Source organism: Heyndrickxia sp. MSNUG (genome assembly GCF_049532715.1).
Lineage (GTDB): Bacteria > Bacillota > Bacilli > Bacillales > Cytobacillaceae > Mesobacillus.
This window is the reverse complement of the sequence record NZ_CP150978.1, coordinates 4,556,189-4,581,796: the sequence shown is the minus strand read 5'-3', so window position 1 is coordinate 4,581,796 and position 25,608 is coordinate 4,556,189. Positions and strand designations below refer to the sequence as shown.

Genomic DNA, 25,608 nt, shown 5'->3' with positions numbered 1-25,608 from the left:
TTTTTTTATTTAGAATTTTCAGCTATTTTGCTATACTATTTCGTAAGACGAATAAACGGAGGAATCTACATGTCATTACATACATATCCATATCCATCGCAGCGGATGGCGGCAGTTGCCCGCAATGGGATGGTCGCAACTTCGCAGCCGCTTGCTGCACAGGCTGGGCTTGATATTTTAAAAAAGGGAGGCAACGCAATTGATGCTGCAATTGCCACTGCGGCGTGCCTCACGGTTGTGGAGCCGACTTCTAACGGCATTGGCGGCGACGCGTTTGCCCTCGTTTGGATGAAGGATCAGCTGTATGGCTTGAACGCAAGCGGTCCTGCTCCACAATCGATTTCAATTGAAAAGGTAAAAGAGCTCGGTCATGAAAAAATGCCTTCACATGGCTGGATTCCGGTCACTGTACCTGGAGCGCCTTCTGCGTGGACAGAACTGTCGAAAAAGTTTGGTCGATTGCCGCTGACGGAAGTGCTGCAGCCGGCAATTGACTATGCCCGCAATGGCTATCCACTGACTCCAACTCTCGCAAAATATTGGCAGGGTGCTTTTAAAGCTTACAAGAATCGCTTCCAGGGTGAGGAATATGGAGAATGGTTCCGCGTATTTGCTCCTGAGGGTAAGGCACCTGAGGCAGGGCAGATGTGGAAATCGGAAGACCATGCGAATACTCTTCAGGAAATCGCGGAGACGAAAGGAGAGAGTTTTTACAGAGGTAGATTGGCAGACAAGATTGCTGAGGAATCTGAAAAAGCAGGAGGCTTCCTAAAGAAGTCAGACCTGGAAAACTATCAACCTGAATGGGTTGATCCGATTTCCGTGTCCTACCGCGGACATGAGATCCGGGAAATTCCGCCGAACGGCCAGGGAATTGTCGCTCTTATGGCTCTTAATATTTTAAAAGGTTACGAGTTTACACACCGTGACGATGTTGAAGGAGTCCACCTCCAGCTTGAAGCGATGAAACAGGCATTCACGGATGGCAAGGAATATGTTTCAGATCCAGCGACAATGCAGGCAAGGGCAGCCGATTTGCTTTCTGAAAAATTCGCGGAGGAAGCTCGAGCGAAGATTAGTGAAGAAGCAAGGATGCCAGAACCAGGTTCGCTGCCAAAGGGCGGAACGGTGTATTTGGCGACAGCCGATGGCGAAGGTAATATGGTTTCTTTTATCCAGAGCAATTACATGGGTTTTGGCTCAGGGATCGTCGTCCCTGGCACGGGCATCGGGCTGCAAAACCGCGGGCATGATTTCTCGCTTGATGCGAATCATGCAAATGCACTTGCTCCGGGCAAGAAAACGTATCATACGATCATTCCAGGCTTCATCACGAAAGGCAAGGAAGCAGTTGGACCTTTCGGGGTGATGGGCGGGTACATGCAGCCGCAGGGCCATGTCCAGGTTGCCATGAATATGATCGACTTTGGCCTGAATCCACAGGCCGCGCTTGACGCACCTCGCTGGCAATGGATTGAAGGAAAGCAAATCGAGGTGGAACATCACTTCCCGAACCACATCGTCAAGCAGCTGGCAGCGCGCGGACATCAGATGAAGGTGGCATATGACGGCGGCGGCTTTGGCCGAGGCCAGGTCATTGTAAGAAATCCGGAAACAGGCGTGCTGACAGGCGGAACGGAAATGAGGACAGATGGCTCGATTGCATGCTGGTAAAAAATAGCTTTTAAGGGACGCTCATAATTGGGCGTTCCTTTTTTGTTATTCTGGGATGGCGATGAGATTTGGCTACCGCTTGACCTGATGCAAATAAATTATTTTTCGACAAAGCCCGGACATCATTAAGCCTGTTAAAGCCTAATGGTATTCCTGTTTTTTTCACGGTCGTAAAAATATCGACATAGAAAACGATTACATTTTTCAGAAATAGTATCTTGACCTGCATGGACATTATATGGATAATAAAATTAAATTTTCTAAAGATTTAGTTAAATTGAAGATGGAGGTAGCGGTTTGATTATATTAGTTGGTTTGCTGGTCATTACCGGGATAAGCCTGTTATTGGCTTTTAAGAAAAATAAAATGATTTTCCTGGCCGTACCATTTCTTAGCATATTTCTTTACTTCCTCATCCAGATCATCATGGTGCCCGCTCCATTCTTTGAAACGTTAAAATTCATCTTCAGCCTCAGCTAGTGATATAACTTCAACTTCCAACAAAAAATCTTCAAAGTGCTCAGCTAGAGTACCCGTCGTCGTAAAAAAAGGTATCAACTTTGCCATTGCAAAGTTTATATAACCCAAATTCATTTTAAAAAGGAGTGGGGAAGCTACGCACGCGATTCATCCAATAAGCTGTGTCCGTCATTCATAAAGGATTATAAAAAGGGGATTATCAAACACAAAGGGGTGTAAATGTGAAAAAAATTGATAAGGCTGTCGCAGACGCGTATTTCCGTGAGAAAAACCGTAACATGTTCATTTATTTTGCGATCTGGTTCCTTGTTTCCTTCGGGGTCGTCATGTTCGCAGAACCGCTAAGCGAGATTTCTATCGGCGGATTTCCGTTCCACTATTTTATGGGAGCCCAGGGAGCAGTCCTGACCTTCATTATCCTGTTATTCGTTAATGCGAAGGTTAGTGACGGAATCGATAAGAAGTACGGAATCGATGAAGAGAAGAATATTAAATTAAGTGAAGGAAAGAGCTTGGATCACTAATTTTTCCCTTTGGACCCGGCCGGAAACATATTTCAGTTTTGGAAGATGTTTTTCCCGGTGGTGGCAGGTTTCGGAAGAAGATATTCACGGTTGAGTGACTTTTATTAACGGTTAGAGCAATTATATTCACGGTTGAACTATTTTTATTAACGGTTAGAGCGATTATATTAACGGTTGAAAAAGCTTTATTGCCAGTTGATTATATATTACTCACCAGCCACTGGAACATGAAGGACAAAAAGAAGCAGTTGAAAAAGGGGGAGAACTTTGGATACACAATTCTTGGTCTCATTATCTATTATTCTAGCCACATTTGGTTTGTATATCGGAATTGCACTTTTTAATAAAGCGAAGGAAACATCTGATTTCTATGTTGCGGGACGTGGGGTGCCGCCAGTTTTTAACGGGATGGCGATTGGCGCTGACTGGATGAGTGCGGCGTCCTTCATCGGGATGGCCGGTACGATTATGCTCCTTGGATATGATGGTCTTGCGTATATCATGGGCTGGACGGGCGGCTACTTGCTGCTGACATTCCTGTTGGCACCACAGCTGCGCAAATACGGCCGTTATACCGTACCAGAATTCATCGGCGACCGATTCAACAGCCATACTGCCCGCGTCATCGCGGCAATCACGACGATTATCATCAGTTTCACATACTCAATTGGCCAGCTTTCCGGTTCCGGGGTTGTTATCGGCCGTCTATTCGAAATCGATGCAAAGCTTGGCACAATGATTGGGGTAGTCCTGATTGCATTCTACGCTGCATTTGGCGGAATGAAGGGTGTTACATGGACTCAGGTTGCCCAGTACATTATTTTGATCATTGCTTACTTGATTCCGGTTATTTTCATGTCCCTCCAAGTTACTAGCAGTGCGCTGCCATGGCTTTCGTATGGTGAGCTTGTCGGCAAAATGGGTGAACTTGACCGTGAGCTCGGCATTTCTGAATACTTTGCACCGTTTACAAACGGCACGAAATGGCAGTTCCTTGCTCTTATGTTTACACTGATGGCTGGTACGGCGGGCCTTCCGCACGTTATCGTCCGTTTTTATACGGTTTCTACGATGAAGGCTGCGCGCTGGTCAGGAGCCTGGGCACTGCTTTTCATTGGCTTGCTATACCTTTCTGCACCTGCCTATGCAGCGTTCTCTCGCTTCATTTTAATGACGAAGGTGGCTGGCAGCAAAATCAGCGAGCTTCCTGCCTGGACAAAAACATGGGTCGATACGGGCAAGCTTCAGCTGGCGGACGGAAATGGAGATGGAATCCTTCAATGGAAGGAATTGATCATTTCCAATGATATCGTCGTTATGGCGACACCTGAAATAGCAAACCTTGGCGTATTTGTCGTTGGGCTTGTAGCGGCTGGCGCTATGGCCGCAGCACTTTCTACAGCGGGGGGTTTGATGATCGCGATCTCTTCTGCTTTTGCCCATGATATTTACTATCGTGTTATGAGACCAAACGCTACGGATAAAAACCGTTTGAACGTAGCCCGTATTTCAATCGTTGTTGCTACATTGCTGGCTGGTATCATTGCCTTAAATCCTCCGGGAGCCATTACGCAAATCGTAGCCTGGGCATTCGCACTTGCATCCGGAACATTCTTCCCGGCATTGATTCTCGGCGTATGGTGGAAGCGTTCGAATTCACAGGGAGTTATTGCCGGTATGCTTGTCGGTCTAGGCGTAACATTAGCTTACATTTTTGCGGCAAAATATGGCGGCTACACGATCCTTGGAATCATTGACACAGGTGCTGGCGTGTTCGGTGCCACTGCTGCAATTCTTGCCAACGTGGTAGTATCACTTGCCACTCCGGCACCATCGCAAAAAATTCAGGAGGAAGTACTCGACCTTCGCTATCCTGAACAGATGGTGTATAAGAACGGCGAAGTATGGATGAATGACGATGGAACAAAAGCACTATAAGGAATTATGGAAGGCTGTGCAGTTCCACCCCTTATTCGATGGGGTGGAGGAAAGCACAGCCCTTTCCCTTGTCGAGGAATGTGAAGCTTTGACCTTTCAAAAAAGAGAAATCATGCTCCAGGCTGATACTCCGCGCCAGGGGCTTTTGCTGGTTTTACAGGGAATTGCAGAAGTGTTTGTGAAAAATGCTGCCGGACATGATGAAGTTCTTGAGGTCATTCAAAAAGGAGAGATTGTCGGATTTTCAAGCCTCGCAAAATTTCTTGGTTTTGAAAAAGCAGATAAACCCCAGGCGACAGTCGAGGTAAGAGCGATAGAAGATGTCCACGCGCTGCTCATCCCTTATGCTGTATTGTCAAAAAGATGGAGTGACCAGAATGTCCATGACTATTTGCTGACCCAAGTATCCATCAGGCTGAAGGATGTGTACGGATCGCTTGCAGAACAGGTGAAACTGGCAAAAGGAATGGGGGAAGGTGAAACCATCCTTACGAGAGTCCAGGACCTTATGTCGGAAAAAGTCGTCGCCGTTGCCCCTGAAACCAGTATCCAGGAGGCAGCTCGAAAAATGGCTGAGAGCAGAACAAGCTCTGTGCTGGTGCTTGAAGGGCAGGAGCTGAAAGGAATCATCACGGAGCGTGACATTGTCGGAAGAGTCGTCGCTAAGGGGCTAAGCTATGACGATCCATCAAAATTAGCCATGACCGCAAACCCTGTCACGATTTCAAGGTTCGCCTTTTATTACGATGCGATCGCTGAGATTCTTTTAAAAGGGATCAAGCACCTGCCAGTCGTTGATGACGGCGAGATCTCCGGCATAGTTACTTTTACGGACCTGCACCGGAAAAAGAATGACAGTGTGATAAAGACTATCAAAAAAATCGAGCAAGCTGATGAAGCAAGTCTGCCTGAAGTGAAAGCAGCTATTTATGAAATAACCGATACACTGCTCCGAGACCGAGTGCCTATATTTGCCTTGCTAGAAATCATCACCAAGCTTTATGACCGATTGATTGGCCGGACAGTAGAATTATCAGTTGAGGCGCTCCGCAAACAAGGCCTCACGCCGCCCGTACCGTTTGCCTTTTACTTAATGGGTTCAAGCGGCCGTGGTGAACAATTCATGCTGACAGACCAGGACCATTTCCTGGTCTATGGTGAAACAAGTGACCATGCCTTTTTTGAAAAGCTGGGTATTGAAATCACCACTAAGCTTGAAAAAGCGGGTTATGCCCGCTGTAAGGGCTTGATGATGGCGAGCGAGCCGCAATGGAGAGGGACCGTCCTGCAATGGCAGGACCGGGTTAGGAAGTGGATGCTGCAGTCGACAAATGAGAACCTGCTGCTTGCACAGAACTTTTTCTCTTACCGGTTTGCTGCCGGCAGCATTGAGCTGAATGGCGAGTTTGAGGAAAAAATCGCGGAGCTTCTGGAACGCTCAAAAATCTTTTTATTCCGGATGGTCCAGGCGGAAAGGGAGCAGGAAATCCCCACGCTTGATGAACCAATCAAGGCGCTGTTTAGAATTGGCCGAAAGAGCATTGACATGAAAAAGGAAATCTTATTTCCGTATCATCACAGTCTGCAGATTTTATCCCTCTATTACGGTGGAATTCCAGGAACACCTCTTGAGAAAATAGCAGCCATGAAGGAGAAGGGGATTTTTACCGCGGAATTCACTCACGATGTAAAAGAGGCCTTCAGCCATGTTTTCCAACTGTACATGAGGCAAAGGTGGGAGAGCAAAGGGGGAAGTTCCGTCCTTTCATTTTCCGCCATGTCTACAAGGCAAAAGGAAGAGTTGATTCTGAGCCTGCGAACGTTGCGGGAGCTTCAGGGGATGGTTTTTGCTAGATTTTCGATTTAGCAGGCGATTTGTCAGGTGATTTTGTAGAATGGATGGAGCTGGTTTAGTAGATATGAATCTAGTGAACTGTTTTACAGTTTGCGGGTTGCTAGTTGAAAATAGTCACCCTTGGTTTTATAAAAGGAGAGGAGGAGGTCATGTTCTTTCAGCGCAAGAATATTTCCTGTTCATTAAAATACGATATGATTCCTTTATCGACGCCAATCGATGATCTTACCTTTATAGTATTCGACACGGAAACGACTGGGTTCCAGGTTGCGACGACTGACAGACTGATTGAAATTGGTGCTGTTCCAGTCAACGGACTGAAAGTGATGGAAAAAGACCAGTTTCAGACATATGTAAATCCGAGGCGACAAATTTCTCGGGAAATAATTGAGCTGACCTCGATTACAAACGAAATGGCAAGTGAAGCGCCTGTTGCACTGGATGTAATCTCCCATTTTTTCGATTATGTTGAATCACACGATACAGTCTGCCTCGTTGGCCATTATATCAGCTTTGATACAGCTGTTTTAAAAAGCGAGCTTAAACGCGAAAAGCTGGCACTGAAAAGGCTGTTCACCATCGATACGCTGGATTTGATTGGCTTTATTGCCCCTTCATACGATATGCGCGATCTCGAGCGATACGCAATGGCCTTTGGTACACGGATTTACGACCGCCACAGCGCAATTGGTGATGCCTTGACCACAGCCTATCTGTTTACCGAACTTCTCCTGCAATTCAAAGACAGGGGTCACTCCACTTGGGGTGAACTCGTGAAAGCGACGGACAGTCAGATGAGGTCTATGCCGTTTTAGGGAATAGAAAAAAGGAGCGGTGAACGCTCCTTTTTCCGTTTAATCTATCTGGATAACAGCACCGTTTTTATAAGTAACAATCAGTGTTTTGCCAGCCAGCTCCTGGTATTTCCTAGATGTACCGTAGGCGACTTTTAATGGTATGGCATGTCCATTCTGTGTGAATTCAACCGTGAAATTGTCGGCTGCCCCTGCAACAGTGGCTTCCATTACGTCAAGATCCCCAGGAATAATCAGCATTTGGCCAATCAGGACCATATTTTCTTTTAATTTATTCGCATCCTTTAATTCATTTAAGCTCAAATCATATCGCATGGCGATATTCCATAGCGTGTCACCCGGCTGAACGGTATAAATTCCTTCACCAGATTGATGATAATGGGTGGGAACAATCAGGGTCTGGCCTGTGAAGATGGTTTTTTTAGTAAGGTGATTCTCCTCCATCAAAGCTTTTACCGTAACACCGTATTTTTTAGCGACTGAAAAGAGTGTATCGCCTTTCTTCACGATATATGTACCCGCCTCACAGACAACAGGAACCTGTATTTTCTGGCCGCTATGGATCGTGTCCCGATACAAAGAATTTGTTACCTTCAGCAATTCAACAGAAGTATCGAATTTTTTTGATAGACTGTACAGCGTATCGCCCTTCTTTACAGTATAGATAGCGCCGTCTGCTTCAGTTTTCCTTTGGCCCATGCCGAATAGGAGCGCAGTTGCCAGAGAACCCGCCAATGCAGCCCCTATTGCCTTCTGCCGCCTTCTAAGTGATACCTTACGTTTTTGTTCTCTGATCCGTTGGTTTCTTGTTTGTCTGTATGTAACCAAGCTGCTCTTCCCCCAATGTAAAAATAAACTCCTCAACAGGAATTCGGCGGAAAAATTCTCTTTATGTCCTTAAATTGGGTAGGTAGGAAAGTTTTTCTTCACGAAGCGGAAATCAACTTATTAAAATCAACAAAGTATACGAAAACATCTTAAAAAAAAGAATAAATGGCTGAATTTTCTAAAAAACTTCACGATACCTTGTCCCTATTGCTTTTTTCGTGCATATATCCTCAACCAAGCTAATAAAATGTTACAAACCTGACAAAGAGAGTGTTTGAGGTGAGGAATCGTTTGAACAATACGAGGATTTAGCCGGGGACATTGATTAATCATTGTAATATCCAGAAGGATTCCCTTCTGCCGCAGCGTGCGTTTTGCGGAAAACAGTATTTGCCGATGAAAAGCGAGTCTCATTTCACACTTCTCACATCCAATTTAGGGAGGGCGAGTGGTGTGCACGATTACATCAAAGAGAGAACAATCAAGATTGGAAAGTATATCGTGGAGACGAGAAAAACAGTTCGCGTCATAGCGAAGGAGTTTGGCGTATCCAAAAGTACAGTCCATAAAGACCTGACAGAAAGATTGCCTGAGATCAACCCTGACCTTGCCAATGAAGTAAAAGAGATCCTCGATTATCATAAATCAATTCGCCATTTAAGAGGTGGAGAAGCCACTAAAATGAAGTATCGGAAAGAGGAAAGGGAAGAAGAGCCTGTTAAGTGAACAAACCGGGAAACGTAAATTTTACAGAATGGAGGGAATGTAATTCAGCTGTGCATTACATGAAGCCAACATAATAAATGCCCAGCTTAGATATGAAAAAGCCGGGCATCGCCACAAAAGGCGTGTATGATTCTGCTCAATACAAAAGCGGAAGCTGCCGCCTTTTTATCATGTGTGGAAGTGGACAAGAACAAGCGAGCCATCTACATACTTAACAAAATTGGTTACACTTGCCCAATTCAGAAGAACAAGACTACTCCCCAGCATCCCCATCTCCGTCATCAGAGTCATGGCCTCTGTCCCCGATGCTGTCGGGCGCAGAAGAAGGGTCACTGATATCCGGACCATCGCTTCGGTTCGCAGATCCGCGGGCATTCTTGATAATCATATAAGAACTAAAAATGACAAGCACGCCTGCTGCGATTAAAAAACTCATTTTATTTCCTCCGATCATTATTTCGCTTTTACTAATTTTACAGGATGTAAACAAAAATTTCAGTTTTCATGACAAAGTTCCACAAAACATGTCAAATTTTTCGGCAAACGGTTACTTATTTCCTATTACTGTGATAAAATAAACAATTAGGGTAGAATATGGTTCGCAGATTGCGGCAGCGTCTGGATATTCTCGAACATCGTCATCTTTTTTACAAGGATGAGACAGTAAGTCATAGAGAAAACGGGGCTAATCAGCCGCAGCCAGCCATTTGTCAAGGAGGATAAAAACGAAATGTTTGCTAGGGATATTGGGATTGACCTTGGTACTGCCAATGTATTGATCCATGTTAAAGGCCGAGGAATTGTATTGAATGAACCGTCTGTTGTGGCGATTGATAAGAACACAAATAAGGTTTTAGCTGTCGGGGAAGAAGCGCGCAAAATGGTTGGGCGTACACCTGGCAATATCGTAGCGATTCGTCCTTTGAAAGATGGAGTTATCGCTGATTTTGATGTGACAGAGTCGATGCTAAAGCACTTTATCAATAAACTGAATGTTAAGGGCTTCTTGTCCAAGCCGCGCATCCTGATTTGCTGTCCAACGAACATTACAAGCGTTGAGCAAAAAGCAATCAAGGAAGCTGCTGAAAAAAGCGGAGGCAAGAAAGTGTACCTTGAAGAAGAGCCTAAGGTTGCGGCAATTGGCGCAGGCATGGATATTTTCCAGCCAAGCGGAAACATGGTCGTTGACATCGGCGGCGGAACAACGGATGTTGCCGTGCTTTCCATGGGTGATATCGTGACATCTGCATCGATCAAAATGGCTGGCGACAAGTTTGACGCAGAAATTTTAAATTACATTAAACGTGAATATAAGCTGTTGATCGGTGAACGTACAGCTGAAAATATTAAACTGACCATCGGAACAGTATTCCCTGGCGGCCGCAATGAAGAAATGGAAATCCGCGGACGCGATATGGTTTCTGGACTTCCAAGGACGATCTCAGTCCGTTCAGAAGAAGTGGAACAGGCATTAAGAGAATCTGTAGCGGTTATCGTACAGGCAGCAAAAACGGTATTGGAGCGCACACCACCTGAACTTTCCGCTGATATCATCGACCGCGGTGTCATTTTAACTGGAGGCGGCGCATTGCTTCACGGCATCGACCAGCTGATGATGGAAGAGCTTAAGGTTCCTGTATTGGTTGCGGAAAACCCAATGGATTGCGTTGCAATTGGAACAGGTATCATGCTTGATAACATCGACCGCATTGCAGGCCGACGCAGAATCGTATAAATAATTTGGTTAAAAATCTGGAGATCTCCCGGTAAAAATAGCGGGAGAATCCAGATTTTTTTGCATTTTACCCAATTTTTCTGGAATAAAACCCAAAATCCTACATTTTCCTGCAAATTTTTAATGTTTCTAGCCGATATATTTCTTATAATAAGAAGTAGAGAAAAGATTCCCTATTTCGATTTTATCAAATAGTATTAATATTTCATCATTACCGCTCAAAATATTTGCGGACACCGATGATCGTAAATGGCCAAACACAGCGGCGATTTTATCAACGGTGCAAGGAGCTTTCGCATTTCTTATCCTATGAGGTGGAAACATGTTTAAAGGATTTTATACAGTTGCATCCGGAATGCTTGCACAGCAGCGCAGGACGGAAATGCTGACAAATAATATGGCCAACGCCAACACGCCAGGCTTCAAAGCGGATCAATCCGCGATGAGGGCATTCCCGGAAATGCTGCTCCAACGGTTTGAAAAGGAGCGCATCCCGACAGAGAACGGTTTGAATTTACCGTTCAACAAGGAAATTGGCACAATTAATACTGGAGTTTACATGCAGGAAGCCATTCCGAAATTCATCCAGGGCGATTTGCGTGAAACAGGAAATAAGACGGACGTGGCTTTGCAAGATATCGATATGCCCGAAAATGGGTCTGTGTTCTTCAATGTCCGCCATACAGACGGCTCGGTCCGCTATACTCGCAATGGGAATTTCACGGTTGATGGACAAGGGTTCCTGACAACCGGCAGCGGTCATTATGTACTCGATTCTTCTGGGCAGCAAATCCAGCTTTCAAGCGACCGTTTTACCATTGATGAAACTGGAGTCATTACTGGTGAAAATGGGGACCGTGCCATTCTTAGCATTGGATATTCCATTGATCCCCGCAGAATGATTAAAGAGGGCGATGGAATGTTCAGGACGGAAGATGGTACACCGCTTCCAAGCGCATTCGGAACAGCCGGTGTCCAATTCAGGCTGCAGCAAGGATTCCTTGAGCAATCAAACGTTGATATGAGCAAGACCATGACCGATATGATGACAGCCTACCGTGCATTCGAGGCCAACCAGAAAATCCTTCAAGCCTACGACCGCAGCATGGAAAAGGCAGCAAATGAAATCGGCAAGCTTTAATCGAATCATTGATTTTGACTCTGTTTTTTTGAAAATAAAAGGCGGCCACGTAATGGCCCGCATTGAGGGATAAAATATGAACAGGACGATGATCACAGCTACAAATACACTTTCCCAGCTGCAAAAGCAGATGGATATGATCAGCCATAACATGGCGAATATTGATACGGCAGGCTATAAGCGTCGTGAAGCTTCTTTTACTGATTTGCTCGTGCAGGAATTCCGCAACCAGCCAAATGATGCATTGGAACGGAATCGCCAGACACCTTTCAATGTTCGTCAGGGTACAGGAGCAAGGCTGGGTCAGACTCAGCTGGTTTTAACCCAGGGGAGTTTGAAATCAACGGGCCGTGATTTGGACACTGCATTTACGGCTGAGGGACAATTTTACCGGGTAATGGTCCAAAATGAAAATGGCGGAACCAGTTTGAATTTAACTCGGAATGGCGCGCTTTATTTATCACCTATTTCTGATAATGAGACGATGCTTGTCAACAGTGACGGTCATGCCATTCTTGACGAAAACAATCAGCCAGTCACCATAACCGGCAATGTGAAAAGCTACAAAATCAATGAAACAGGCAATTTTTCAGCAGAAAGGTATGATGGTACGAGCCAGGAAGTGAATCTTGGTGTAGTATTAGTGAAGAAGCCGCAATTTTTAGAGCAAAAAGGCGGAAATTTACTTGGACTTCCTGCTAACCTGAATGGTCTTGGTGTTACAGAAGGAGAAATCCTTACAGAACTGACCGGGACATTAAGAAATCAGGTATCCATCCAGCAGGGTGTTCTTGAGCAATCAAATGTAGATATGAGCAAAGAAATGACGGATTTAATCAATGTCCAACGAGGCTATCAATTCCATGCCAAGACGATAACACTGGCTGACCAAATGCTTGGGCTTGTGAACGGCATCCGTTAAGAGGGGAAGAACAAAATGGCTTTGAACAAAAATAATCATGAAGCAACAACGCGTGAACAAGTGAAAAAAGAAAAGAAAACACGCGAAAAAAAGAAAAGAATCCGGGTTCGCCTTATTCCGATCTGGCTTCGGATTATTATTGTCCTCATCCTTTTGGGTGCCAGCATTATGCTTGGCGCAATGTTCGGATATGCCGTCATGGGCGGCGGGGAAGCAAAAGATATTTTTGAAAAATCAACCTGGACTCATATTGTAGACCTGGTGAATAAAGAATAATTCAGTAGGAAGGGAAGTTTCCCTTCCTTTTTATTTATAGTTTTTAGTACAATGGTAACTAAGCACCTAATATTAATAGGAGGTACTAAAATTATGCTTGATATCACTCAAATCAAAGAAATCATTCCACATCGCTATCCTTTTTTGCTCGTTGATAAAATTTTGGAAATCGAAGAAGGTAAAAGAGCCGTTGGAATTAAGAACGTAACCGCGAATGAAGAATTCTTCAATGGGCATTTTCCTGATTACCCAGTAATGCCTGGTGTATTGATTGTTGAAGCGCTTGCTCAGGTAGGAGCCGTAGCTGTTCTGAAGCTCGAAGAAAACCACGGAAAAATCGGCTTCTTTGCCGGGATCGACAACTGCCGGTTCAAAAGACAAGTAAAACCAGGCGACCAGCTTCGTCTTGAGGTGGAAATGGTCAAGCTGCGCGGACCGATCGGCAAAGGTAAAGCAATTGCCACTGTGGATGGGGAACTTGCTTGCGAAGCAGAAATTACTTTTGCAATAAAATAAAATTCAAGCAATACTCGAATATTGGCCGAACTGAGAAGGAGACTCCTTGGTTCGGCTTTTTTATTTCCTGATAAAAATGCGAAAATAGTATAAAATCATGCAAGTTTTTTTCAATGGTGGGCAATATAACAGCAGACCCGTGCAACAGGTCTTAAAAACCTACTACATGAAAGGGGCTTTTACTCATGAAGAAAAAGCTATTAATGCTAATTGGTGGCTCATTGCTATCGGCAATGTTCCTTGCTGGCTGCGCGAATAATGACCAGGAACCGCCTCCAAATGATGATGTGGATGTAGAGAACCCAGCAGACAACAACGATATGAATGATAACAATGGCAATGTCGATGACAATGGCGTAATCGATGATAACGACGAAAACGTACCTGACACTCCAGATGTCAACACAGATGACGACGGTGACATGACGAAGGACAACAATGAGCCAGGTGAAGATGCTATTGAAGATCAAAGAGATATGAACGATAAGGACAAGGAAGACGAATAATTGGCTAGTGGGCAGGAGGATTCCTGCCCGTTTTTTAATTTCTAAGGTAAAAATCTTGCATCTTGCGATTGGATTATTACATATTGAGTTCTACGAAAATTGGATTCATCTCTACAAAAAATGTATGAATCTCTACAGTGCTCCAATTAATTTCTACGATTTTACCGATAATCTCTACAATGCTCCAATTAATCTCTACGGTTTAAACGATAATCTCTACAAAAACCCTGAAAAATTCCGTATTTCCATTTAGGTGGAAAAAATCAGATCAAACAATCGCATGAAAAAAAACAATTTACAAAAAAACTCCAGCTTAATAAATTCAGCTGGAGTCGGATTATACTTTTTTCGGTAAAGCGATCTTTGGCTTCGTAACAATATTTTGTTTGAATTCAGCTAATAATTGGTCACCAGTGAAGCCCTTATCGATCAAGTGCTCCAATAGTTTTTCAGGATAATCGCTCTTTGGTTTTGTTAATTTTCCGGTCAGAAGGATGCTTGCATGTTTCTTAAGCTTTTTGACGCAGCATACTTTAGTCGAGAATGCAGCAGGATCATTTTCCCGCTTAGTGATGATGACTTGAACGATGATTTCTTTATCATTCGCACAGGCATCTTCAAAATAAGGGATATATTTATGGTCGGTAAAAACCTCCACGAGCCATGTTCCCTTATCATCCTCTTTGTTGATAATAAGGCCGTCCTCCATCTCGATATCCACTAAAGCATCATCATCAGCAAGCTGCATTGAGATCAACTTAAAGGTCTTCATGTCAACCACCTCCCGTAATACTTGTCCAAATTATAACACAATGAATATAGAAAACGAAAAAAAGCATGTTTGTCGAAAAAAAATCCTGAAATGGCAGAAAGTGAGTTTTCGATATAAGCGGGTAATTAAAAACTGAAAAATTAGCGGTAAAAGATGCTATGGGAGCTTATTTTTAAGAGGAAAACATGCATTTTCGTCATTTTACTCCGAAAAGTGATAGGAATATGATTTGGATATAACCGAGAAAGGAGTTGATAAGGTGATAAATCAAGTTACGCTAGTAGGCAGAATTACAAAAGATCCCGAGCTGAAGTGGACGCCGGATGGAAAAGCGGTCACGAACATCACACTTGCGGTAAACAGGCATTACAAAAATCCAAACGGGGAAATTGATGCTGATTTTGTCCATTGTACACTTTGGGGCAAAACAGCTGAAAATACCTCTAACTATTGCAGGAAGGGTTCGGTCATTGGAGTGACAGGGCGGATCCAGACCCGCAATTACGAGAACCAGGAAGGCAAAAGAGTGTACGTTACAGAGGTAGTTGCCGAAGGAGTAAGGTTTTTGAGCTCAAAGCCAATTAAAGAAAACACACAGCATAAAGTTGAAAGTTTTGCACCGCCGGTGGAGAGAGAACGAGAGGAGCTGCCATTTTGACAAGTGAAAATGAATCCCTTGAAAAGCTGCTGGTCAGCCTGATCAAAATGGTAGGAAAAACGAATGAGCGAATCGATGAACTTTCGAAGAAGGTCAGTCAGCTCGAAATGGCAGCTAAAGAACAGCAATTTAACCGCGTATACTCATTCATCGCCGAACCGCCAAAACCAAACTCCACGTATAGCAGAAGAGAGTACTCCAAACGATGAACTGCAATAGATACCCCCGGAACAACTTCTTTAAGAATCTTTAAAAGAGAGAATCAATAAAACATCTCCAATATCCCTCAATTTTTCATGCCGGCTTTGGTAAGCCGGTTTTTTCTTTTCGGAGAAAAATGAAAAACCAGCACCTGGCCGGCGCTGGTTTCCTTTTACGATAAAAACACCAAATCATGCAGCTCTTCCGTAGACAGCTCGGTGATCCAGCTGTCGCTCTGGATGATCTGGTCGTTCAAAGACTGCTTCTTCTCAAGCATCGCATCAATTTTTTCCTCAAGCGTTCCGGTGCTGATGAGCTTATGAACATGCACGAATCGGCTCTGTCCAATCCGGTATGCACGGTCCGTTGCCTGGTTCTCAACCGCAGGGTTCCACCAACGGTCATAATGGACAACATGGTTGGCCGCAGTAAGGTTCAGGCCTGTTCCTCCAGCCTTTAATGAAAGCAGGAAGACTGGGAACTCACGGTTCTGGAATTTGGTAATCAACTCATCACGTTTCGCTTTAGGCAGACTGCCGTTCAGGAACGGAACATCGATGCCAAATTCTTTTTTCAAAGCAGCTTGAATCATTTCGCCCATACCGATGTATTGGGTGAAGATGATGCAGCTTTCTTCCTGATCAAGCACAGCGCGCACTAGCTCGATCATCTTTTCCATTTTCGCAGATCGGTCGATCAGATGCTTTGGATCTGCTTCTTTTAAATAAAGGGCAGGGTGGTTGCAAAGCTGCTTAAGTCTGCTCAGCAGTTGTAAAATCAAGCCCTTGCGCTCGAAGGCTGATAACTGCTCGATCTGCGCAAACGTATCTTTAACAAGCTGCTCGTAAAGTGAAGCCTGTTCTGCAGAAAGCGGGCAATATTCCTTTTGCTCGACCTTATCCGGCAGGTTTAGCGCAACATCTTCATCCTTTTTCGTCCGTCGGAGCAAGAACGGCTTAATCAGCGACTGAAGCTGGACGATTTTTTCCTTCTTATCTTCCTTTTCAATCGGCAGGATGAACTGTTTCTGGAACTGGCCGGCGCTTCCAAGGTAGCCGCGGTTCGTGAAGTCGAAGATCGACCATAGCTCTGACAGGCGATTTTCCATCGGCGTACCGGTCAGGGCAATCTGGTGCTTGCCCTTCAGCTTGCGGACAGCACGCGACTGTTTTGTGTCCGCGTTTTTAATATTTTGTGCCTCATCAATCGCCACCGTGCTCCATTCCACCGCTTCAAGGTCCTCGAAATCGAGGTGCGTCAGGCCGTAAGATGTCAGCACGATATCCGATGCCATCGCTTCCTCGGTAAAATTAACGCCTTTTAAGCGGGAAGGGCCGTAATGCAGGTGGACCTTAAGCTCTGGTGCGAAACGTTCGACTTCTTTTTGCCAGTTGCCCAGTACGGAAGTAGGGCAGATGATCAACGCTGGATGACCATCGTTTTCCTGTTCTTTTACAGACAGTAAATAGGAAATCAGCTGAATTGTTTTCCCGAGCCCCATATCATCGGCAAGCAGGGCCCCGAAACCATATTTACGCAGGAACAGCAGCCAGTTCATCCCAAGCTTCTGATAAGGCCTTAGCTCGCCTTTCAAACCTGCTGGCATTGGTGTATCCGGGATTTCCTTCGTTTCCGACAGCTGCTTCATCATTTGCTTCCAGTGGCGGTTAAGCTCAATCTGGATTTTTGCGAATGCGCGCGGATCGTCCAGGCCATCTGCATCCTCGCCGTCATCCTCTGACAGCTCCTGCTGTAGCAGGTCGCGAATGTGCAAGCCCTCCTGATCCGCTTTTTTCATTAAATCCTGAATCTGGCGGATGAAGCCGTGGTCAAGCTTGATCCAGCGGCCCTTTAAATACACAAGCCTGCGCTTTTCATTCACAAGGCGCTGGAATTCATCCTCACTCAAGTCCACACCATTCATCGAGAAGCGCCAGTCATAATCGAGCATCGCATTCAAGCCGACAAACGAACGGCGGTAGCCAGTCTGGCCCTTCAAGCGTGCTTTCACCTTGAGGTTCGCGTTCTTGACCGCTTCCCACCACGAAGGCAGAAGGATTTCAATCCCAAGCGCAATCAACATCTCGCTCGCTTCGGTCAGGAACATCCACGCTTCATCCTCTGTGAGACTGGACTTAAGGCGCACCTCAGGTTCCGAATCATCCGCAATCCATGGGAAAATATTCGCCAGGCGCCTTTCTTCATCCTCAACCTTTTCGCTAAAATTGTCCCAGCCGGCAGGATAGCTTTCATAATCCCGAGCCTCAATCAGCATCGGTTCATTTTTCCCACGCAAAAATAACCCTAGCTTCCAGTCGCCAAGATCATCGAGCGGTTCCTCAAGGCGCATCCCGATGGTAAAAGGTGCCGGACTTTCTTTCAGGCCAATCCACTCGAGCCAGCGGTCTTCATCAAAATAGGCCGCCAGCTGCTGTGCAGAAAGCTGCTTATTCCTGAGAACATCAAGCTTGTCGCCAAGCAGGTATTTCATCGTATCATTCTCATGGAAATAAGATTCAAGAGCATGGTGGAATAGGTCTTCAGCAAATGTGCGAACGGAAATAGATTCTTCTTTTACCTGGATCGTTTCATCCCAAAAAGGCTCATGGAACTCGTCGAGCACACTCGCAGGCAGCGCCCAGCGGAAATCCTCGCCATCAAGCTGAGCAAAATCAGGATGCCATTCCTTCGCAAGGATTGCATCGTAGACCGCGTGTGCAGTGGACAGGCAGATGTCGCCGATTTCATCCCATTCCCATTCAACAAGCCTGTTGAAGCTTTCCTCACCGAACAGGGTGACAAGCTGCCATGCACTCAGGATCACACCCTCAGTGCCGCCCCACTTATCATTATCCACCATCGTCCCGTAATAACTTTCCTTATGGCGGAAAAACAAAAGCTTCTTCCACACCGATGTCTGAAGGTCAAAACCATCAAAATCCTCAGCACTCAAAAAATAACGCCCGCCAGCAACAGGCATCACATCAATCCGAATCTGCTTAATCTCAAGCATCCAAACACCTCCCCAAGCGTTAGCCCTCGCAACTTCACCGCATCACCGCGCCGGGGGTCAGACCCCCGACACTTCACCGCATCACCGTACTGGGGGTCTGACCCCCAGTGCTTTAAAGCGTTAAAACAACACAATCTATTCTGCTTCTGCTACTTCTATCAGTTTGCTCCTTGTGCATTCTTCGTGGAATGCGCGGAGTCTTTTTGTCCGTATTAGTAATTTATCGAAGAAGGCTTCCCATTCGGTCATGCGTTTCAGTTTCTTATAGATGGTCCGCAGTTTTTTCAGCAGGCGGGCTGCCTGTTTGTAGCTGCTGCGGTTTTTCATTTCGACGAGGTCGCCGATCATCTGGTGGTAGAGCGGAATTAAAACATCCGGGGCTTCTTTCGCAAGCACCTTGATGCGCTCGTTCGAAATTGAATTGTATTCAAACCCGAAGTAAGAGTACAGCTCGCTCCATTGCTCGTACTGCTTTTTCTCAAACAGCGAATCCTCGTACTCGTAAAAGCTGTAAGGCATGGCCTGGGCAAGTGCCCGGTCATACAGCTCGCCACGGCCGATTTCTCTCGTATAAGCGCCAACAAGCTTCAAAGCATAGCGGGTGAACTTTTTGCACGTATAATACTCGCCGAGATGCTTCAAATAATTCCGCAGCTGCCCAACGAGATACTCAATAAATGGGGCCATCCTGTTCCACTCGCGCGATGCCCGGAATCCATCCAGCCAGTAAAACATAAATGGGAGAGACCCAACCGAAAGGCCGGCAAACCGTTTCATCGCCTCCTGATCCTGTTTCGCCAATATCAGCTGATGGACGAGGGCGATTTCTTCACTGATATCCCGTTTTCCATCCCCGAATCCCTCAAGCCGCGCACGCTCATCATCACGCCAGCTGGCATTTTTAAATAATTTTTCCCATAAAAGCCTGTATAAATCAATCCGTTCATAGCCTGAAGCAGAATCAGGAATCGTCAACCCAACTGACTCATCCTTTATCTTCTCTAAAAAAGCATCAAACGAAAACGGCATCGTATTGAAGGCCAGCCGGTCGATATATTCCTCGGCATCATTAAACAAATCCTCAAATAGCGGCCGATAATACCTGTCCATCGTTACATCGTCATCGTGGCCAAGCTCGCGGGCCAGTTCAGAAAGCAAATTGAACGAATAGACAGCTGCAGCGATCATATAGAGATTTTTCCAAACAGCTTCAAGCGGGGCGGAAACCTCAACCCGTCGCACATAAGTCCGGAACAATCCCGGCACGACATAAGGCTTCGGGTCACCCTGGCCCTTCATGATTTCGGAGAAACTCTCGGTAAAAGAAGCGATCCACTGATCATAATCATGGCCAGAACGAGTGTCCTTTTTTACCAGATCCTTCGCCTTCTGTAATCCCCATTTTTCCGCGTTCAACGACTCTTTGGCAGGCTTGCGCCAGGCTTCGACCCAGTCGCCGACGCTTGCTACATCACTGTAAGCCTGAAAGAAAGCGGCGAGCCGGTGGCGGCAAAACGAACCGGCAGGACAGGTGCAGCTGCTTTCCTGAGGATCGGTCACATTTATGTAGACGCGGACAGGTGTCACATCCTGGACAGTTGCCCAGATGGACTTCACCATATATTTCAGATGGTGGACCGTACCCTGGCGATACAGCATCAGCCCTTTCTGGACAAGGCGAGCATCCTCCTCGACCTCAGGCTTCATCAGCGTATTCAATTTTGAGGCGGCTTCTTTTAAAATTGGTGCCTGGTTCTCAGGTATGACAGCCACAACCATTCCTCCGTTCTCACAAATCAATCGGCCATAGTAGCCATTGATTTTTTGTAAAATCCAGCTGTTAGAAGCAGTGGACCCTTAAACACGTGTTGATACAATCATTAAATAAATCCGAAAAAAACATATTCTTCTATTATACCCAAAAATGAGTTGTTAGAGGAGGGGGGATGTTTGATTTTGAAAAATGGGGAAGGGAATGATGTGGAATTTGTTGAATACAGAAAGTAGTGCATACCATTTTGTGACATATTTAAAAAAATTTCCACAAAATATCCTGATATCATTTCAGTTTTTGATTTTTATCATATAAAATGAACTATACAAGAAAGAATCTGGGGGACATAAGATGAATAACCGAATACCTGTGCTACGCGGCCTTTTTTATCCTGATTTATATACATATAAGCTAAGAGATTTTGAATATGTACCCGGAGTTTGGAAGAATACGACGATGCTCCTCCTGCTAAGCGGCCTGATTTTTGGCATTAGTGCCTATTTTGGCATTGGTTCTGAATTTCTATCGAAAAATTTGACCGCCATTTCGCAGGAAAACTATGAATTGCATAAATTGCTGTTCATGTTTGGGCAGATCATCTGGGGTCTTTTTTACGGCGCAGCGATGATTTTCATACCGGCGTTGTTCTTTTGGACGCTGTCCGACATCGGCCTGAAAAAATTTGTGACGGTCCAGCAATTCGTATTGCCGATCTTGCTGCTGGAAAAAGTCATCATTATTCCGCTTGCAACCACACTCGGTCTAATAAAAACATCCTCACCGTTCTCGCTTGGCGTCATCGCCCAATACATAACTGGAAATAACTTTATAATCTATTTCTTTGCAGCTATTTCTCTATTTAAAGTATGGGCTATTTTCATAGAATTCAAGTATGTAAAAATGCTGACCGGCAAGAAACCGGGAATGGTCTTATTGATGGTCGTCGGCATTAATCTCGTGTTCTGGCTGTTCTCAGCGCTCTTTTCGTTCGTCCAAATTGAGAAGATTCTTTAAGGGAGGTGCATCATATGAAAAAACAGACAGCAATTCTATTATCTGCAGGCATTCTATTTGTCGCGGGAAATCTGAGCTTAGCATTAAAAGACGACAGCAAAGCGGTGCGCTCTTCTTATATCAATAAATGGACAGCGACTGGAAAAGAAAATTTGACGAAAACACTGCATGCCGATGGCGTCGTCACACCAGTTGAGGAGCATCATGTCTACTATAATGACACTCCGGGCGGTTTTAAAAACTTCCTTGTAAAAGAGGGTGACCAGGTAGACACAGGCAGCCCATTGTATGAATATGCCTCCGATGGCAACGATGCGGACCAGCAAAAGCTGGAGGCCGAAAAGAACCAGCTTGTCAGGGAATCGGCTTTGATCGATGAACAAATCCAGCAGCTGGAGTATTTACTTTCTGTTTCAGAATCTGCTACGGATAACAGCATGCCAGTTACCGGGGATGGGACAACGGGGACCGGAGCGTCATCAAGGGATCTTGTGAATGCTTCGATTGAAAAAGAAATTTACGATAAACAGAGTGAAAAAACGCGGATCCAGTCCGAAATTCAGCAATATGATAACACTCTTAACTCGCAGAATGGCAACGACCAGCTCGGCATTAACAGTGAAGTTGCGGGGACTGTGAAGAATATTAATTATGACTTGAAGAATCCAATTCTTACGATTATTTCTGACAGCCCAAAGGTCGAAGGAGCTTTTACCGAAAAAGATCTGAAAGAGGTCCAGGCGGGCATGGAGGTTTATGTTAAATCTGATTTGATCAAGGCAAAGGTAAAAGGCACTCTGACCAAAATCGCTAACTATCCAGAACAAGATCCTTCGGTTAAAAAGGAAAGCCGCTTCCCGTATGAAGTCGAGCTCGCCGGGGATCCAGTGAATCTTGTAAAAGGTACGCATGTGGAAGTTTCTGTCATCACGAATCAAGTACGCAACGCCGCGGCCGTTCCTGAGGAATCAGTGAAGAAGACGAAGAAAGCAAGCTATATATACGTGTTGAATAAAGCTGGAAAAGTGGAGGAACGAAAAATTGACAAAGGCATGAGCCTCGGCGGGAAAGTAGAAGTGCAAAAAGGCGCCAAACCAGGCGAACTCGTCGTCAAAAACCCGGAAAAAGTCCAAAAAGCCGGCGACCCATTCTTCAGCAAACTAAAACCAAGCAACCTAACCAGTAAAACATTCAAACAAGAAACCAAAAAAGACATCTTCAAATCCATCATGGTAGGATTCTTCAAACACTAATTTATAAAATGGCGAAATAAAAAGGAGAGGCAGAGCGCCTCTCCTTTTCCACGTTAAAGCGCTGGGGGTCAGACCCCCGGCGCGGTGATGCGTTAAAGTGTAAATTGCATAATTCAAAAATGAGTAATTCCAAAAGAACTTTATTGCGGGAAGAATTTTGAGGAACGTTTTAGGGGATACGGAAGTGGTTACGTCTACTGCTGTCTCTCGTTCAGTATCTCTAAAACATCCTGATGCTGTTTTTGGATATGGGAAACATGCTTTAATTCGCTGGAAAGTTCTATTTTAGCTTCATCCAGCTTCTTCATTAGGCTGCCATAATAAAAGGCGACTTCCTTCCTCATTTCCCCCTGCTCTGAAAGCAAGCTCTTTTGACCTTCTTCTACATCTAATAGACGATTATCCATGGAATCCAGACGGTTTTCCACGGAGTCTAGACGATTATCCATAGAGTCGAGCGGTTTTTCCATGCGGTCGAAACGATAGTCAATCGCATCAAATCGAACATCTATGGAGTCGAAACGTCCCAAAATTTTCTGTAGAATTTCCTCCAATTTTCACACCTCCTTTTGTTCCAATTATACTCGGCAGCATAGTGCTTGTCATCACTCCAACATAATAAAAAGAGGGTCAGCCAGCCCGTCGCTCTAACACTTTAAAGCGCCGGGGGTCTGACCCCCAGCGCTTTAATGCGGTGTTGCATTGACGATCTTTGTTATTGTTGGATGACTTGGATGTCTTGGATGATCCATTTGTCTGCTTCGTATTTGAATAGGAAAATGAGGTTTTGTTTTCCGTCCATGTCGCTGTCTTGGAACTGGGTTAGTTTGTACTCTGTATCTGATATTTTTACGAAAAGGTATGGGTTCTCTGGCCAGAAAATTGGAGGTCCATCCATAGGCAGGTTGTATAATCCATCCGCCTTTTCTTTAACCCTGAAACTAAAAGTAGCTTCGACTTGTTCCCTTGACACGAAATCCGTGAATAATGCGTAAAAATCTTCTTTTGTGTTATACGATTTGAATTTAAAGTCATTGCTGTTATGGGAATCCGCAAAAGCCTCATCCATTACGGTTTTGTATTTTTCCAATAAAGCGACGGCCTTATCTTCGTCAAAAGCCATTCTTGCTTTTTCCTCTTCTTCAGCCTTTTGAGCGGCTTCCAACTCGCTGATATATTGATCCAGCAGAACGGTATGACCTTTAGCTTCTAATATAGACTCCACAATTTTATAAAAATCAATATCGCTCATTTCGCCAAACTGTTCAACGGTCTGGTAAAAGCCTTCATCCTGCCACGTAAGCAGTTGATGCTCCTCGGTAATTTGATATACCTGAGCTGTTAAACCGTCAGCCAGTTCAATTTCTTTCTCCGATTCACCAATAATTTGCGGCATATCTTCTTGCATTCCATAAGTGAAATATTCGTCTTCATTATTCTCTTTTACATAAACATGCCTATACGTATTCTCGTTCGTGCGTGTTTGTTTATAAACATACCCTTCAGGAATATAGGAAGGATTCACAAGCGTAGGTTTTTCTTTAGCCAGATCTGTATCTTTTCCAGGCTGGGGTAAAATAATATCCGAGTCAGGACTGCGTCCGGAGTTAGGAACAGGGTTAGCCTGATCCTGCAGGCCGCTGCTGACAATGTAATAAATACCTGCGGAAAATAGCAGGACAGCGGCCAGGCTTAAACTCCTTGGCACAACATTCGAAAAGGTAAATCCAGTCCTATTACGGCTGGTACGGCTGCTCGTTTTTTCAAGGATGTTCCTCCGCATTTTTTCGGTAAAAATAAAATCAGCCAATTCTCCCTTTGACAGATTTTCTTTTAGATTCTTGATTTGGTTCTCCATCATTCTCACCTCTTTCTATTAAATGATCCTTTAACAAGTTCTTGGCTTTGGTAAGGCGTGATTTCACAGTATTAATATTTAGATTGGAGATATCACTGATTTCTTTTAGTGAGCATTCCTGATAATAGAATAAGAAAATGACTTCACGATATTTCATAGGGAGCTGAAACATTGCATCCACAAGCTCCTGGTTTTCAGCCTGATCCATGACTTGTATCTCCGGACTAGCCTGTGAACCTGTTAAAAGGGAAGATAAATAGCCGCTAACGTGAATCATCCGATGGTGCCAGCTCCTTAAATAGTCTTTGCAATGGTTCGAGGCAATCCGGTAAAGCCATGTCTGAAGGGATGAATCGCCCTTGAAAGTATCCAGCTTTTCATAGCATTTAATAAAAATTTCCTGTGTTAAGTCCTCAGCAGTTTTCCTGTTTCTGACATAGGAATAAGCCAAATGAAGAACCCGAGTTCCGTGTTCAGTCATCAGTTGATTAATCGTTTCATGGTGTTCCATGATCTCACCCCAATCTCAAGCACACATGATGCACAATTGTTTACTATTTAGACGGAACCACATTTCCAAAAGTTTATTAATTTACCATAATTTTAAAAATAGCAAATAACCTCATTACTGTACCGCATTAACTCATTGGGGGTCTGACCCCCGGCGCGGTGATGTGTTAAAGTGGAAAGGTTTTTTAAGGAATCTATTTTTGAGGGTTTCGGCTGTTGAAGAGTAGGGGGAAAATCACTTTTGTAAGTGGAAAATAAAATTGATTACCTTATATTCTATCAAATAACGAGGCTGAGATTGTGGAATAAAATAACGGTGCCTGACCCCAAGTCGCGATAGAGTTTATATCGCTGGAGGTCAGGCACCGTTTTTTAGTTTAAGCTTATTAATCATTTTCTTTCGGCTTTCGTGTTTTATTGCTGATCACTTCTAATAGGATTAATTTCTGTTCCTGACTTAACATGCTCCAGCTTCCTGCCTTGACTTTCATTTAAAAACACTCCTTTAGTGTAATGTATTTTTTTGGATTTTGTTTTCTTAATCCTCTTATACCGCCTTTTTCAAAAATTGAAACAAACTAAATTTCTACAAATTACCAAGCTACTTAGCGGCTAAAAG

Annotated in this window: 25 protein-coding genes; 17 read left to right on the top strand and 8 right to left on the bottom strand. The window is 44.6% G+C overall.

Annotated features, from left to right (window positions below):
* The first annotated feature begins 69 nt into the window (after positions 1-69).
* From AABM38_RS22855 to AABM38_RS22830, 6 genes are all read left to right on the top strand, one after another.
* The gene (locus AABM38_RS22855) at positions 70-1,674 is read left to right on the top strand and encodes a gamma-glutamyltransferase family protein (protein WP_423408447.1); all 1,605 of its coding nucleotides are present in this window, start codon (positions 70-72) and stop codon (positions 1,672-1,674) included.
* Positions 1,675-1,971: 297 nt separating this feature from the next.
* Positions 1,972-2,154 carry a hypothetical protein gene (locus AABM38_RS22850; protein ID WP_335377351.1) on the top strand — a complete coding sequence of 61 codons (183 nt, stop codon included), beginning with the start codon at positions 1,972-1,974 and terminating at the stop codon, positions 2,152-2,154.
* 221 nt (positions 2,155-2,375) lie between these two features.
* Entirely contained in the window at positions 2,376-2,678 is a 303-nt protein-coding gene (locus tag AABM38_RS22845) for a DUF4212 domain-containing protein (protein ID WP_335377352.1), read from the top strand.
* A gap of 267 nt (positions 2,679-2,945) precedes the next feature.
* Complete coding sequence (locus tag AABM38_RS22840) at positions 2,946-4,616, top strand: sodium:solute symporter family protein (RefSeq protein WP_423408446.1); 1,671 nt, start codon at positions 2,946-2,948, stop codon at positions 4,614-4,616.
* Positions 4,597-6,483, top strand: a complete 1,887-nt coding sequence (locus tag AABM38_RS22835; protein ID WP_423408445.1) for a DUF294 nucleotidyltransferase-like domain-containing protein — start codon at positions 4,597-4,599, stop codon at positions 6,481-6,483. The genes AABM38_RS22840 and AABM38_RS22835 overlap by 20 nt, the downstream gene beginning before the upstream one ends.
* Positions 6,484-6,620: 137 nt before the next feature.
* Entirely contained in the window at positions 6,621-7,286 is a 666-nt protein-coding gene (locus AABM38_RS22830; RefSeq protein WP_423408444.1) for a PolC-type DNA polymerase III, read from the top strand.
* A gap of 39 nt (positions 7,287-7,325) precedes the next feature.
* Here the strand turns inward: AABM38_RS22830 and AABM38_RS22825 are convergent, their stop codons facing one another.
* On the bottom strand, positions 7,326-8,114 hold the full coding sequence (locus AABM38_RS22825) for a LysM peptidoglycan-binding domain-containing protein (RefSeq protein ID WP_423408443.1): 789 nt from the start codon (positions 8,112-8,114) through the stop codon (positions 7,326-7,328).
* Between the two features lie 453 nt (positions 8,115-8,567).
* On the opposite strand from AABM38_RS22825, the gene spoIIID reads away from it, so the two are divergent.
* The gene (gene spoIIID, locus AABM38_RS22820) at positions 8,568-8,840 is read left to right on the top strand and encodes a sporulation transcriptional regulator SpoIIID (protein ID WP_031307660.1); all 273 of its coding nucleotides are present in this window, start codon (positions 8,568-8,570) and stop codon (positions 8,838-8,840) included.
* A gap of 253 nt (positions 8,841-9,093) precedes the next feature.
* Here spoIIID and AABM38_RS22815 read toward each other — a convergent pair whose 3' ends face one another.
* A complete protein-coding gene (locus tag AABM38_RS22815; RefSeq protein WP_423408442.1) occupies positions 9,094-9,276 on the bottom strand; it encodes a hypothetical protein in 183 nt (60 codons plus the stop codon).
* A 294-nt stretch (positions 9,277-9,570) separates the two neighbouring features.
* Between AABM38_RS22815 and AABM38_RS22810 the strand changes: the two genes are divergently transcribed.
* From AABM38_RS22810 to AABM38_RS22785, 6 genes are all read left to right on the top strand, one after another.
* Positions 9,571-10,575 carry a rod shape-determining protein gene (locus tag AABM38_RS22810; RefSeq protein ID WP_423408441.1) on the top strand — a complete coding sequence of 335 codons (1,005 nt, stop codon included), beginning with the start codon at positions 9,571-9,573 and terminating at the stop codon, positions 10,573-10,575.
* 322 nt (positions 10,576-10,897) lie between these two features.
* Positions 10,898-11,716, top strand: coding sequence for a flagellar hook-basal body protein (locus tag AABM38_RS22805; RefSeq protein WP_423408440.1), 819 nt, complete (start codon positions 10,898-10,900; stop codon positions 11,714-11,716).
* 76 nt (positions 11,717-11,792) lie between these two features.
* Complete coding sequence (locus AABM38_RS22800; RefSeq protein WP_423408439.1) at positions 11,793-12,638, top strand: flagellar hook-basal body protein; 846 nt, start codon at positions 11,793-11,795, stop codon at positions 12,636-12,638.
* A 15-nt stretch (positions 12,639-12,653) separates the two neighbouring features.
* Complete coding sequence (locus tag AABM38_RS22795; protein ID WP_423408438.1) at positions 12,654-12,914, top strand: DNA-directed RNA polymerase subunit beta; 261 nt, start codon at positions 12,654-12,656, stop codon at positions 12,912-12,914.
* Between the two features lie 93 nt (positions 12,915-13,007).
* Positions 13,008-13,430: a 3-hydroxyacyl-ACP dehydratase FabZ gene (fabZ, locus tag AABM38_RS22790; RefSeq protein ID WP_423408437.1), complete on the top strand. Its 423-nt coding sequence runs from the start codon at positions 13,008-13,010 to the stop codon at positions 13,428-13,430.
* Positions 13,431-13,615: 185 nt separating this feature from the next.
* Positions 13,616-13,936 (top strand): hypothetical protein, encoded by a 321-nt coding sequence (locus AABM38_RS22785; RefSeq protein WP_423408436.1) that lies wholly within the window; start codon positions 13,616-13,618, stop codon positions 13,934-13,936.
* A 337-nt stretch (positions 13,937-14,273) separates the two neighbouring features.
* Here the strand turns inward: AABM38_RS22785 and AABM38_RS22780 are convergent, their stop codons facing one another.
* Positions 14,274-14,708, bottom strand: coding sequence for a YwpF family protein (locus AABM38_RS22780; RefSeq protein WP_423408435.1), 435 nt, complete (start codon positions 14,706-14,708; stop codon positions 14,274-14,276).
* A 259-nt stretch (positions 14,709-14,967) separates the two neighbouring features.
* Here AABM38_RS22780 and ssb point away from each other — a divergent pair, with 259 nt between their 5' ends.
* Positions 14,968-15,366 (top strand): single-stranded DNA-binding protein, encoded by a 399-nt coding sequence (ssb, locus tag AABM38_RS22775; protein ID WP_423408434.1) that lies wholly within the window; start codon positions 14,968-14,970, stop codon positions 15,364-15,366.
* Positions 15,363-15,575, top strand: a complete 213-nt coding sequence (locus AABM38_RS22770; RefSeq protein WP_423408433.1) for a hypothetical protein — start codon at positions 15,363-15,365, stop codon at positions 15,573-15,575. The genes ssb and AABM38_RS22770 overlap by 4 nt, the downstream gene beginning before the upstream one ends.
* A gap of 164 nt (positions 15,576-15,739) precedes the next feature.
* Here AABM38_RS22770 and AABM38_RS22765 read toward each other — a convergent pair whose 3' ends face one another.
* Entirely contained in the window at positions 15,740-18,580 is a 2,841-nt protein-coding gene (locus AABM38_RS22765) for a DEAD/DEAH box helicase (protein ID WP_423408432.1), read from the bottom strand.
* Positions 18,581-18,715: 135 nt separating this feature from the next.
* Complete coding sequence (locus AABM38_RS22760; protein ID WP_423408431.1) at positions 18,716-20,353, bottom strand: SWIM zinc finger family protein; 1,638 nt, start codon at positions 20,351-20,353, stop codon at positions 18,716-18,718.
* Between the two features lie 352 nt (positions 20,354-20,705).
* On the opposite strand from AABM38_RS22760, the gene AABM38_RS22755 reads away from it, so the two are divergent.
* Both AABM38_RS22755 and AABM38_RS22750 read left to right on the top strand, forming a co-directional pair.
* Entirely contained in the window at positions 20,706-21,368 is a 663-nt protein-coding gene (locus AABM38_RS22755; RefSeq protein WP_423408430.1) for a hypothetical protein, read from the top strand.
* Between the two features lie 14 nt (positions 21,369-21,382).
* Positions 21,383-22,621 carry an efflux RND transporter periplasmic adaptor subunit gene (locus tag AABM38_RS22750; RefSeq protein WP_423408429.1) on the top strand — a complete coding sequence of 413 codons (1,239 nt, stop codon included), beginning with the start codon at positions 21,383-21,385 and terminating at the stop codon, positions 22,619-22,621.
* A gap of 194 nt (positions 22,622-22,815) precedes the next feature.
* On the opposite strand, the gene AABM38_RS22745 is transcribed toward AABM38_RS22750, so the two are convergent.
* The 3 genes from AABM38_RS22745 to AABM38_RS22735 form a co-directional block, all read right to left on the bottom strand.
* Positions 22,816-23,175 (bottom strand): hypothetical protein, encoded by a 360-nt coding sequence (locus AABM38_RS22745; RefSeq protein WP_423408428.1) that lies wholly within the window; start codon positions 23,173-23,175, stop codon positions 22,816-22,818.
* A 161-nt stretch (positions 23,176-23,336) separates the two neighbouring features.
* Complete coding sequence (locus tag AABM38_RS22740) at positions 23,337-24,482, bottom strand: DUF4367 domain-containing protein (protein WP_423408427.1); 1,146 nt, start codon at positions 24,480-24,482, stop codon at positions 23,337-23,339.
* Positions 24,424-24,990 carry a sigma-70 family RNA polymerase sigma factor gene (locus AABM38_RS22735; RefSeq protein ID WP_423408426.1) on the bottom strand — a complete coding sequence of 189 codons (567 nt, stop codon included), beginning with the start codon at positions 24,988-24,990 and terminating at the stop codon, positions 24,424-24,426. Before AABM38_RS22735 ends, AABM38_RS22740 begins: the two co-directional genes overlap by 59 nt.
* Positions 24,991-25,608: the final 618 nt, after the last annotated feature.